Below are 13123 nucleotides of genomic sequence, written 5' to 3' on the forward strand. Positions count from 1 at the left end.
AAAATGTTTAACCCATTAAATGCAGGAGTATGAAAAGATTCGTGACTTTAATTGTTTGTATCGCTTTTACCATGTTTTGGATTAGCTGTGCAAGTATACCGAAAGAGGCTCCACAGCTGTCTTCAGAAATAGGATATGAGATCCAGAAGCTGGAAAATGATCATCTGGCGCTGTTGGAAATATATTTTGAATTGAAACGAAAGGAGGTCAAACGATTTGTGAGGGAGATATGGTTGCCTGAATTTGCGACAAATTTCTTCTCTGATCCACAAATTCTGGAGGTTTGGAATCAAGTCGTGACTTCAGATTCGGAAGAGGATAAGGTTAATTTCATACTGTATTCAGCACCTCAGTTGCAAGTAAAGATCAATGAACAGTATGAGCGGCTTACCGCACCTTTGGACAAGATGGAGCTTGAACTGAAGACCTCCATTTCTCAGCGCTATACGGAAATAAAAGGGGTGAATAATGCCTTAACCTCCTATTTGTATTCCGCTTCAAAAATCGATGAGAACAGGCAACGCTATCTCGATATGGCAGGAATACAACAGGATGAGATCTACAGGATTATTTCCGAGACAGAGACGATCACGAATGATATTGCAAACCAGGCAGAGGGAGCACAAAACGGACTTGATGATATTGAAGGGCTGATAAAGTCGTATGAGAAAAAGATCAATGAACTTTTAAATGAATTGAAATGAGTGCAAAGAAAGCAGATAAGATAGATTGGACAGCATTTGAGAAGAAGGTAAAGGAAGCTGCAGAATCCGCATCAAATACAGCCAATGAAAATCTGGCAGGGGAAATGTCGACCATGATTCATCTCACACAGCAGGAGATTCAGGAAATATTTCCTGAGCCAGAAGATAAAAAGGATTTTGCTGCATTGATGAAGATCGTGAAATCGGCCACTTCGCATAACAATAAGATCAATAAGATCGTCGCAGATGGGGAGCGGTTTGCAGGCGTGGTGATTTCATTATTAAAGCGTATCATATGAAATCAGACTTTTTAAAAACAGCCGGTATGGATGAGTTGATAGCGGAAGCTGTCAGACTTAAAGAAAGTGGACGAATCGTTTCGGATATCTACGATGATGAAGGAAATCAATATGTCGATCTCGTTCAGGAAGGAGGAGGGATGCTGGGTATTGCACTTACAGGTTATACCTACATTCTTGAACAGGCAGGAATAAGATTTTATAGCCTGGCAGGGACTTCGGCGGGTTCCATCAATACGCTTTTAATGGCAGCATTGGCGAAGCCCGGAGAAGTTTCGTCTCTGAAGATCCTGGATATTGTTTCCAATAAGAATTTCTTTGATTTTGTGGATGGCCCTTCCGGATTGAAGCGACTTATCCAGCGAAAGATCGAAAATAAAAAAGGAGTGTGGTGGTATTTATTAGTTAACCTGAAGATTCTTTACGATTCGATTCGATTAAAACTGGGGATAAATCCCGGGAAACATTTTGAAGATTGGTTAAGCGATATTCTAAAGCAAAACAGCATAGAAAACTTACGGGATCTGAATACGCTTCGAAAAGATATACCCCGACTCTTTCATAGGCTGGATCCGGATTATCGTATAACACCCCCGAAAATGGCTATAATTACGTCTGAAATCACTACACATACCAAAGTTGATTTTCCGGAGATGGCCCCGTTGTACTGGAGAGATCCTGAAAATATTTGTCCTTCCCGATTTATAAGGGCTTCCATGTCTATCCCTTTCTTTTTCTATCCGTATGAGGTTCAAAAAATGCCGAATGCAGGTAAACATGATGAACAATGGGAGAAGCTCGCCAGCTATACCGGTAAGGTGCCGGAAACCGTTCGTTTTGTGGATGGAGGAATGTTATCCAATTTTCCTATCAATACCTTTCATGTAAACAGAATCCCGACCCGGCCAACCTTTGGAGTACGTTTAAGTACCTATCGTGAGAATTACAGTAATAATACCCATCGTCTGACTGGTTTTTGCGGGGCACTGATCAGCACGATGCGACAAATCCATGACTACGAGTTCATCCTAAAGAACACAGATTACAAGCATTTGATCTGTTGTATCAATGCCGATGAAGAATTCAATTGGCTGAATTTCGGGATGAAGCCTGAACGTCAACAACAATTGTTCTTCCTTGGAGCAAAACGCGGATTGGATTTCATTAAGAATTTCGATTGGGAAGGCTATAAAAAGATCAGAGCCTCTATGGTAGAAGCAGAGAAAGTAACCTGAATAACGAAAGGATCATCAATGTAAATAGCAATGGTCTATAAAAATATTGATGAATGTACACTGTATATTATTCTTTTAAATGGATTCTTTTATCCCGATCACAGGTGATGAACCCGGAATTCATATCCAGTTCGAGTTCGGCGACCTGAATACTGCTTCGACGTGTTTCTGGTATATCCAAACCTTCATTTTCTGGTATTCGTCCCGGATGTGTGAAGTAAAATACATAAGCTTTATTTGCTAATACCAACACATCCGGATGGCCACCTTTTACGCCATCATCGATACCTTTACCCGGTTCTTTCAGAATGTTATTTTCCTGTTTTGACCAGGTTGAAAGATCATCACTGCTGTACACTGATAATCCTCTCCAGCTGTCACAGATCATTCGGTATTTACCTTTCCAATGAAAAACCACCGGACCTTCGCCTCGTTCGGCAACCGCTTTTTTACTTTTATTATTCCAAGTGTATAGGTCATTACTATCGGTATAATAGATCGATTTTCCATCATTCTCATTATTATAGAACATTCGCCACCCTCCCTCCGGTAAGGCAATTACATCGGCATCGATACATCGTTCAGAAGCCAGTTCCAGGGTACTTTGATAAGTCCACTCAGTAAGATTGTCGCTGGTCAGATGAATAATCTGTCTGGGATGATACCAATCGGTGAAAATTCCAGGTACATAAGTGAGGTACATATGAAAGGTTCCATCATTTAAAATAACTTCCGGAGCCCAATACGTCGGCGATGTATCCGGTTTATAATCGATGTTGCAGATGCCTTGATAGGTCCAGTGATTTCCCCCGTCTTTTGAAACAGCGATACCGATATCCGTTCCATGCACCCAGCTCACCCCAGGAATGGAGTCCTGATTCGCTCGACGGTTGGTATAGAACATATATAACAATTCATCATTAGGATTCCAAACAATACATGGATCTGCTGCGCCATCATAGACCGGGTCTCTGAATACAGGTTTATCAGCAAAATTGGTTTCATTCTGTGACCAGACCAGTTGAACGAATAAAAGAATGCAAAGACATCTGAATATTTTCATTTAAAACATTTTTTGAAGGTTCTCCCATTTTACATTCCATGTACCATCTTTTGGAAATCCCGGGTTTTCAATATCGTTGTCTTCCCACCCTGCACACATCAGGGCAATAGCGGTTAACAGGCCACCATTTCCGGGGAGATATAAGGTAAGACGCTCATCCTGAAAATTATGTCCGTTAGGAAGAAAAGTATTGGTTTGGATATCCATCAACAGCGCATCGATTGCTTTTTCAGGTTTACCTAATCGGGTGGCGGTCATCGCCGTCATGGGAAAATCCCATCCCCAGGTTTCTTCCCAGGACCAGTTATTCCAAATCAATTCAAAAGTCTTAGCCATTAAAGTATGATCGAGTTTTTGCGAATCCGGAAGCATTCCGAAGGCCCCTAAAACGGAAGGGTGATCAGTCATATATCGTGGATTTGTATACGAGTCCGGTGCGCTCTCAGCCGCTAAGTAAACACCATTCTGCTGAGGTAATGGGGCTAGTTTGTTGACTACTTCCTGCCATTGTTCCGGAACATGTTCACCGGATCTTTTTTTCCATGCAATCGCGGTACGTAAAGCCCAATCCCAATATTGAAGTTCATAAGTTGGGTTGAAGGTTTCGATTGCCGGAAAGCGTTCCTGCGCTGGAATTAACCCCGGACCGAGATTGTAATATCCGGTCTTTTTATCATAAAAGGCATAGGATACCATAAAAGTTGCCGTTTGATAGACCAGGTCCCGAAACTGGTTTAGTATTTTCGGATCTTGATTCTTACGGTACATCAATTCTGCAAAGGTGATATAATGTGGTTGCTGCCAGATCAGAAAAGCTCCCACCGAAGAGGGGCTTTCATTTCCGAGGGGATCGGTCATCTTTTGCCATCGGACGCCTTCGTAACCTTGTCTCTGTGCAATTTTACGGGCATTTCCGGATACTTGTTCATACCATTTCAGGGAAGGTAGCAGAAGATTATGACGATTCCAGAGTGCGAAATGTACGCCATGCCACCAATGCATTTCCAAATGAGGTTTTCCAAACCAACTGTTAAAAGTGAGCCCGGTTTCCTGAGGGGGTTGCTTACCGGCACACTGAACGGAGGTCAGGTATTGAGACAAGACAACGCGTCTCTCCAGTTCTGCAGCTCTTGGATCTGTACAATCGGAAAAATCGACTGCTCCACCATTCATCCAGAACTTTTCTTTTTCTCTTGCACTGTTCTCATGTAATTGTGTAAAGTCTGGAAGTGGCGCTTCCGTTTTGCGATCAGTAAACCTGCAGACCAATTCAAAATCCTTACTTTGAGGGATGATCTCAAAATAATGAGCTTCTTTTTCCCTTATTTTTGCAGTTCCCTTCCATGCTACAGTCAGCTCATAGCTCAGGGAGTCCATGTGTCGTCTTATCCGGTATTTTTGAGAAGATATTTTTATCAGTTCTGAAGTATGATTTGCAGAACCGGTCCATTGAGTTCCCGTATCTTTCCAGGTTCCTGAAGGGAATGGAAATCTCAGGCGTAAACGAAGCTGATTCTTTGTGATCAACGGAGAAGAGATCTTAATACCTATGATGTCCTCTTGCATACCGGCAATCGTTTCAACTGCCGTTGGGACCTCTTCAACACTAAATTGGCTCCGTATAGTACCCGTCCAGAGGTCTAATGACTGATCGATGTGTTCCAGATCCTGTGGAGTGATAAGATCTCCATTCTCTTTATTGATTTCAAAACCTAGATTAGCAAGATGAACCCTATGTGGTTGTTCCCGATACCAATCGGAAGCTTCCCGTTTTCTTGGATCATCTTTAACCTGAACGGCGTAAGGAACGCTACGATCATGTTGGTCGTAATCCCTCAGAGTTTCATCGAATCTGTAATTGCTCGTATTGGGCTTTTGATCCCAACCCCAATCAGACTGTGTACCTAAAGGAATGCCTCCCTGATAATATTCGGGAAAGGTCTGCAAACCGGTAATATCGGTAGTAAATGCAAAATGGCCATTCCCCACGGTTAACGATGCCAGTGTGTCAGGAGAAGAAATATGAATTTGATGGCGGGTAACCAATGCTTTACGGTCGATCTCTTGAGCATGATTCATGAAAGGAATCAGAAATAAGTAAAGTATCGTATATTTTTTAATGCATGTAACGGTCTTCATAGAAACTTATTTTAATAGTGTCAGACTCAGGAGTCCGATAATGACATCATTAGCCACCGGGGTGATCGTTAAATGTTCAAGGGTTTTATCAGGATGTAAGGGGAGGTCTAACAAGGTTGCTGCTCCCCCTTCAATAGCGTATTCCGTATATCCTTTGATGTAGGTATATTCCTGATCGGTTTGCAGCTCACCGGATGCCATTCGAATCCTTACAGGCTTCTCTGCACCAGTCGTGAACGCAAAATCATCAATATAATAATCCTGTTCAATGGGCCACCAGTTCTCCGGGTTCTTCAAATCCAATACTTCGGTGGAGCCATCGGTATAGGTAACTTTAATGATGCCGTTAACCATTCTGGTCTGCATGGGGTTTGTCGTACCTGTCATTAACAAGTAGATATGGCTGGCATTTCCGGATAAGGGTATTTGCAGGGAATCCGGAAAATTATTCCATAAAGAGGTGAGTGCAACGTTTTTGTCTGATTGAGAATTAAAATGAAACGGAATCTTTTCTACATAGAAAGTATCTTCATTTAAAGAAGCTTTTTTCTTTAAACCGGAAATATCGATCTTCGGTTGGATCAACGGATAACACCAATTCCCAATACCTTGCAGCGGTAACTGTAAGGTGGGAGATTCAGGTCGTGGTGCGAGATATTCCTGGTTGAAAATGTCTTCTAGATTTAAATTTAAGTAGCTATCTAAATGAATACTCTTAAATATTTGATTATCAGTATTATAATCCTCTCGTGTTTTAAAGGTATATAATTGATTTTCGTGTCCGTTTATTTCAACTTCAAGGAGGTTGTTTCCGAAGGAAAGAGCCTGATCGTCATTTAATTTGAGGACTGACCTTCCAGGCGGAAAATCATGTTTAAACCGATATTTATGATTTAATACTACTGTTGCCTCAAGCGGCTCCGTTACATTATTTAATACCTGAATCCTGTTTTTTTCATTATCTGTAGCCGTGGAGAGAATTTCCAGCATCGGGGATATTTCCAGGTCTATAGGTTGCCACCAGCTGAAATTTCCTTGACTGACTTTCAGGAAAAAGGTTTTATGTCCGTTTACATTACGAAGCTTCCCTTCAAATTTTGAATGGTTCAGTTGAAAGTGGGCTAATACCTGTTGTGGATCGAAAACTTCAAGAAAAGATGTGTTTTCAGAAGGCAATGTGAAGACAGCACCCGGAAATAATTTCAGGTTTTGATCGTTATGGTTGAATCGATCACCTTTCCACTTGATGTTTATAGTATATTCTCTTTCATGGGGTATTGATAAGACTAGTTTTGGTTTTCCTACGGCATCCTTTTCAATTTTCCAGGAGGTTATATATTTTTCATTAACCTTTATGAATTCAACTTCTGTGCGTTCTGGATTCAATTCGAGATTCAAATTCAAAGCTGACAAGAAATTATTTTTGATATAAAAGGAAGTGAGTTTTTCTTTTTTTTCGTACTTCACCGTAATATCAGGAATTGTGATTGCAGCATGATCCCAGGATGAAGGGAAGCCTGGACTGATCGTCAGTGTCTGTGTAATCGCATCTGGCGTAATTCCGAATAAACCTTCCACTAAACTTCTTGCAGCCATACCGATTGGATCTGCAAAATCCCGATAAAGTTCACCTCTCATGGCATCGTAAAAGGAAAGTTGCTGAAAGCCACCGGGAGAAGCTCCTAAATACATACTTTCGATAAGACTGCTTTCCCAAAGTTGAAATGCTTTTTCAGGACGGTTTCCCTGCCAGTAGGCAAGAGCCATATGCAGGTTCTCCGCAAGAGCAACATTGTTCACCGACCAGGTATAGGGTTGCCAATTGGAAGTCGAAACCAAAAAGAGATCATTTCTTTTTAATCCGGTTGCCTGAATCGGAATATGGGGGATTTCATTATCAACATAGCGCAAAAGCTGGTATGCCTGAAAGTCATTCGGCAGTCCTTCATCAAGAGCATGATAGATGGTCCAGATACCCGGAGCGTTATGTAAGTTTTGGTGATTTAGAAGGTCTTTATACTCTGCATAGATCCCTTGCTCAGGAATCCAGAGCTCCTTTTCGATAGCCTTTTTTATACGTGAAGCTTCATTGGAAAATGCTGCTGCTCCGGGTAATCCTAGTTGATCTCCGATCGCAGCCATCATCGAATTCGCTGAATAATTGTATGCAGATGCATAGGTAACCGAACCTCCGGAATATTGTAAGGCATCGCTTGCCCAAATGGTTGCATAGGCGTCGTATAAAGCATTGTCATCTGAGTCAAAGTTTCGTTTCTCCCAATTGATATGACGTTTTATGTAGGGCCACATTATTTTGATAAAGGTGGTGTCTCCCGTCCATTTATAATGCCGTAACATTTGATTGAAGAACACCGAGTTCATATCATAATGATGGGCCACGGAGTTGTTGTTGGGACGACGACTTATATACCCGGAACTGAACATGGAATTTCCTATTTTCTCTTCCTGACGGGCAAAATTTTTAGCAGGATCGGGAACTACCGGGCCTGTCACAGGTTGTAGTACCTGAGAATTGGCATAACTGGTAAAATGGGTTTCTGCTCGTTCATGCCATCCTAAAGGATCAGCAACATAGGCTCCTCTCCAGGCATTCAGATGCATACGCCACGCTACAGATCCATGAAGATACGCAGGGTCTTCCCAAATCGCGTCTGCAGCAAGGGCAAGTGTACCTCCCAGGGTGTTCAAATAGTCATCCGGTGTATCCAGGATAACCCGATCTGAGATCTTCTGAATCTGGCCAACGGACTTTTGAAATGCGAATGCTATTTCTTCCTGGGATTTATAAGTAACGGAATCTGTGGTGAATGCCCAATACATAGTATTTTTTGTAGTCTTAACGCTTCCGGTGATCACCGGAACAGTATCTTTGGAAGTCTTAAAAGCTATGATTGGATCTGTGATAGCATTTGCAGAGCCAATATGCGTGCTTCCCTCTGGAAAAGTCCCATAGATTTTTCGATTATTCCCGGTTTGCTTTTTATTAGATTCAGATCCGTAATGAACTGTAAAATAATTTTTTTGGATTTCAAATTCATTGTTGATACAATATTCCGGTTGCAGATAGAAGACTGATTCCGGATCTGCACCGATATCTCCATCCCTGTGGAATTTTTTTCCGGAGGCTCCTCCATAGGTCCAGTAGATCTTTTCCTTTCCTGAAAGTCCGTTGCCTTCCAATTTGACCAACAACCCTTCCTTTTCCGCAGAAGCGATAACTGTAAGAGACAGCATACCCTTGCCGAGGAGACTATCCGAAATTTTATAGGTCATCATACCCGGGGTATAAAGTGTGGCTACAGAATCACATGCAGTGATCCATTTTGATCGGTCGGCTATGGCTATTCCAAATTTTAAATTACCACCCATACCCGGCATATACATAGCAAATTCCGGGAGGTCTCCGGCTTCCACGCGAAAGCCGGTATTTGTACCATACAGGGCACGATTAAATTTACGAGTGCCTTTAATCAGCTTAAAGCTTTTGCCTTGCGGAGCATAATGAAGCTCACGGATCGTATCATGCCATACGCTTTTTGATTGTCCTTTCACTGTAAAAGTGGTCAGGAAAAATGCGCTGAGAGTGATGATTGTAACGATCCTTTTCAAAATGCGTGCTTAAGAATTGTAGTGTGTTTAATTATTGCATCCGTTAGAAGCTTTATTTGATTTTTAATATTCAGGGATTAACCGAGATCAGTTTGCGTTGATAATAGCGGCTAAAGATGAGGTAAAGTGCCCCACAACATAGCCAGGTGGGCAAGGTGACGAACGAGAGAAAAATATCAAATTTAACAGAGATGAAATAGAATATTCCGAAACTCAAAGCCCAGGCACCTAATACTGCGAAATTGAAACTGAGCTGTGCCTTGTCTGCGTAGAACGGATGGATTCCGGTCTTTTCGGCAAAATAATGATCGAATACGATAATTGCACCGATAGGAGAGAGGATGAATCCGTATAAGGCCACAAAATCTAAGAGTTTCATAGCAAATGCAGGGAATAAACCTGCGATAGTAGCCACCGTTCCGGCTAGGATAGTAACCCAGAAAGTTGAAGCCTTCGGAATAATTGCCTGAAATGCAAGTCCGGCTCTGTAAATAGTGGGATTAGCCGTTGTCCATCCGGCAAGGATCACCGCGATGATTCCAAAGACACCGATAGCATTATAGGCCAGTGGTCCGGGCGCAACGGTAGGTGCTTCTCCATTTGCCAGAAATTGCATGGCTTCCGGAGATTTCAAGTATACTGCGTAAAGCAATGCTGCAGCTATCCATGCCATAAAATGTCCCACATACATTCCGGCTGCAGAAGTCCATCCGATGGAAGCTTTCTTTGCAAATCGGAATACAGAGAGGTCAGACATACCAACATGCATGGCAGCATTTGCAAACCAGGACCAGATAACCACATGCCAGAAGGTAAATTTTATCTGTCCGGGAAAGGGATCTGATCCTTCCCCCAGGATATTCCAGAAATCCGTAAAACTATGTACATCGAGTTGTTGTAAGGAAACGATTCCACAAACGAGAAATGCCAGTACGATCACGGGTGAAACCCAGTTTGCAACCTTTGATACGGTATCATAACCCTTAGCTGCAACGATTGAGATGATCGCCCCAATAATAAGTACGATAATGATCCAGGTTAATCCATTTGGCATGGTATCGGTAAGTTTCGGCATTTCCATATCAAAGGGTATACCTACAGCAGTTGCTGAAACGGTGATCATCGAACCCGCAAGGAAACAGAATAACACACCATTAGCGAGATTATAAACGGTCACCAGTTTTTTACCACAGATCTTTTCCAGTTGGTAATACAAGGTTAAACGATATTTAACCGCGATCTCTGCCGTCAGGAATCTCCAGCTTAAGACTGCAAGAATGTTTCCAAGGAGGAGTCCGATTATGAGGTCGAAAGCACTCACTCCAGCCGTCAGAAATAAAGGGCCGATCACAAATTCTGTTCCTGCAGCATGTTCTCCGGCATACATACCCAGAAAGCTTTTCCATCCTTTAAGGTTGGAAGAGGGTACAGGTTCGCGTTCGAATTCTCCACCTGCGATGTGTTCTATATCTTCGTCAATGTTATATTGTGTCATAAGTCGTTCAGGGTGTTTAAAGTCTTGTTTATATCAAATGGGCCGGAAGATCTTCGGGCGATTCGCAGCACAGCTGGTCTAATACTTGTTTCAATTGCACCTTAAGCATGGAAATGGTATGGTCACCGCCCTGATTACCCATGGCAGCTACCCCGTACATAAAGGATCTTCCCATAAAGGTGAATTTGGCGCCTTTGGCTAATGCTCTTGCTATATCGGGACCGGAGCGTAAACCACTGTCCATCATTATTTCGAGTTGATTCTTATATTTTTCAGCGATAGTGCTTAAAGAGGCGATGGAGGACTCTCCGGCATCCAACTGCCTGCCACCATGGTTCGATACGATAATACCGTCGAAACCGAGTTCTACAGCCATAGCGGCATCAGCTTCTGAGGCTACCCCTTTTAATACTAGTTTTCCTTTCCACTGATCCCGTATCGGTTTTATTCTTTCAGCATTCAATCGCCCGGAGAACGTCTGATCCATAAATTTACCAAGTTGCTGCAGGTCGAGACCTTCAGGCATATAGGGTACGAGATTCTCAAAGTTAGGTTGGCCGTGTTTCAGGGTTTCTATTGCCCATCCGGGCTTTCCAAGAATCTGAAGAATATTTCGTAGGGTCATTTTTGGTGGTAGCGCTAATCCGTTTCGGAAATCTCTGGGACGGTAGCCGAAAGTGGGTACATCACAAAGCAATACCAGTACAGGACAACCTGCTATGGCTGCGCGATTGATAATATCCTTTCGTATATGATCTTCTGACGGATTATATAGCTGAAACCAGGCATTTCCTTCGGTAAGTTCACTTATGCGCTCAATATTACTTGTGGTTACGGTACTCAGAATGAATGGAATATTATGTTTAAATGCTGCCTTCGCCAGTATTTCCGGAGAATTGGGCCACATAAGTCCTTGAAGTCCAACCGGGGCGATACCAAAGGGAGCATCATAGGTCTTTCCGAATAGCGATACCTGAGTGGTTGAATCCTTATAGTTTTTCAGGTAACGCGGCTCCAATTGAATTTCTCTGATATCGGCGGTATTGCGGTAAAGATTGACATCTTCATTACATCCTCCGTCAAGGTATTCAAAGGCGAAGCGTGGTATTCTGGACTTGGCCCGAATACGCAGGTCATCGACAGAGGGATATTTATAATTGAATTGTAAAGCCATAGGTCATCATTTAATGATAAGCGGTACATGTTTTTTTAATGCATAATTCTCTTTGAGAAATTTCGAATTCAGTTCCGTATCGGAAATACAGATGGCGGCACCCAGTGCCGAGCCAAGTGAAGCATCTGTAGTGCGAAGCTCCATATCTCTTAAATAGTGGGTAAGCAGATTGATATATACGTCGTTCTTTGTGAATCCGCCATCGACATAAAGATTCTTAAAATGCATTCCTCCGCTGGCAATCGTAATACTCTTAACCTGAAGCAGCACCAGTTCGATCATCAGTTGATGGTAAGCTTCCTCATAGGTGGGAAAATTTATAGTGTGGTACGGCATTTCCGTTTGATTCTCCAGATATTCCCACCGGAACATCGGTTTAAGATCTTTACTCAACCTGTGAAATAAATTTTCGTCGAAGAGAATCTGACGGTGATAATCTTCAGAAACATGGTATAATTGATCGAGTTTCCTGACTTGTAGTTGATATTCATTGCCTAGAAATAATCGTGAAGCTTTTACTGCTTTTCCATTGATTCGCATATAAAAGATACAATTACTTTTGATATCCTCCTCAGATAGGGGCGTAGTTGCAAATGGATTCAGAGAAATGCTCCATGTTCCCGTTGATACCAGAATAAAGGGTTCCTTTAAACTCCGTACATAGGGAAGTAAGGCAGAAGAACTGTCATGTATACCCACACCGATCTTGATCCTTTTTCCATTGTAGTTCATATTGATACTGGTTTCCGTAGAAACTATCGGGGGTAAAATCGTATGTAAGCCTTCCTGATAGACCCAGGAGTGGTAATCTTTTTTTTCATAATCCCATAGGGAGGTATGACATCCGATACTGGTGTATTCGCTGAGGGGTATACCTGTAAAGATAAAACTGAGATATTGTGGTAAATGCAGTGAATAGCGTATCCTTTTAAAGACATCAGGTTGTGCGTATTTGAGCCAGAATAATTGTATTCCGGAATTGAGCATACCTTCATTTGATGAACCGGTACGTGCGCAAAAATCATCAACCGGACCATATTTTTCAAAGAACTTTTCAATTACCCATTTTGGAATTGGTTTCGTGTAATTATAAATGGGAGTAATTGCTTCTCCATTCTCATCCAGATGAACAAAACTGGCTCCGTAAGATGAAAAATTTATAGCTTTAATTTCATATTCTTTGGCTTCCAGGATTTCGTGAAACAGGTCCTTTAGCCATTGCTGAAGATTATCCAAATCCTCAGTGGGGTGGCCGTCTTCATCGACAATAGGATCGAATTTTGTATATTCTCTGTATACTTCCTGAAAATTACTGTCGAACAGAAAGAATTTTTTATTGGTTTTACCGATATCGAAAACTGCAGTAACTTCCTTTCTCATGCTT

The 13123-nt window shown here is 42.1% G+C and carries 9 protein-coding genes; 3 read left to right on the forward strand and 6 right to left on the reverse strand.

Annotated features, from left to right (window positions below; translation table 11 throughout):
* Positions 1-29: 29 nt before the first annotated feature.
* From DMZ48_RS04585 to DMZ48_RS04595, 3 genes are read left to right on the forward strand one after another with little or no spacing between them, the layout of a single operon-like run.
* Positions 30-704 carry a hypothetical protein gene (locus DMZ48_RS04585; RefSeq protein WP_143953944.1) on the forward strand — a complete coding sequence of 225 codons (675 nt, stop codon included), beginning with the start codon at positions 30-32 and terminating at the stop codon, positions 702-704.
* Positions 701-1003, forward strand: a complete 303-nt coding sequence (locus DMZ48_RS04590; protein WP_143953945.1) for a hypothetical protein — start codon at positions 701-703, stop codon at positions 1001-1003. The genes DMZ48_RS04585 and DMZ48_RS04590 overlap by 4 nt, the downstream gene beginning before the upstream one ends.
* Positions 1000-2238 (forward strand): patatin-like phospholipase family protein, encoded by a 1239-nt coding sequence (locus tag DMZ48_RS04595; protein WP_143953946.1) that lies wholly within the window; start codon positions 1000-1002, stop codon positions 2236-2238. The genes DMZ48_RS04590 and DMZ48_RS04595 overlap by 4 nt, the downstream gene beginning before the upstream one ends.
* 67 nt (positions 2239-2305) lie before the next feature.
* Here the strand turns inward: DMZ48_RS04595 and DMZ48_RS04600 are convergent, their stop codons facing one another.
* The 6 genes from DMZ48_RS04600 to DMZ48_RS04625 form a co-directional block, all read right to left on the reverse strand.
* Positions 2306-3301: an exo-alpha-sialidase gene (locus tag DMZ48_RS04600; RefSeq protein WP_143953947.1), complete on the reverse strand. Its 996-nt coding sequence runs from the start codon at positions 3299-3301 to the stop codon at positions 2306-2308.
* A complete protein-coding gene (locus tag DMZ48_RS04605) occupies positions 3302-5440 on the reverse strand; it encodes a hypothetical protein (protein ID WP_242009122.1) in 2139 nt (712 codons plus the stop codon).
* Positions 5441-5446: 6 nt separating this feature from the next.
* On the reverse strand, positions 5447-9070 hold the full coding sequence (locus DMZ48_RS04610) for a DUF4450 domain-containing protein (protein WP_242009124.1): 3624 nt from the start codon (positions 9068-9070) through the stop codon (positions 5447-5449).
* A gap of 70 nt (positions 9071-9140) precedes the next feature.
* Positions 9141-10565 (reverse strand): purine-cytosine permease family protein, encoded by a 1425-nt coding sequence (locus DMZ48_RS04615; RefSeq protein WP_143953948.1) that lies wholly within the window; start codon positions 10563-10565, stop codon positions 9141-9143.
* 28 nt (positions 10566-10593) lie between these two features.
* Positions 10594-11739, reverse strand: coding sequence for an alpha-hydroxy acid oxidase (locus tag DMZ48_RS04620; RefSeq protein WP_143953949.1), 1146 nt, complete (start codon positions 11737-11739; stop codon positions 10594-10596).
* A gap of 6 nt (positions 11740-11745) precedes the next feature.
* Positions 11746-13119 carry an FGGY-family carbohydrate kinase gene (locus DMZ48_RS04625; protein ID WP_143953950.1) on the reverse strand — a complete coding sequence of 458 codons (1374 nt, stop codon included), beginning with the start codon at positions 13117-13119 and terminating at the stop codon, positions 11746-11748.
* Positions 13120-13123 lie beyond the last annotated feature (4 nt).

The organism is Robertkochia solimangrovi, assembly GCF_007279655.1.
Classification (GTDB): Bacteria; Bacteroidota; Bacteroidia; order Flavobacteriales; family Flavobacteriaceae; genus Robertkochia; species Robertkochia solimangrovi.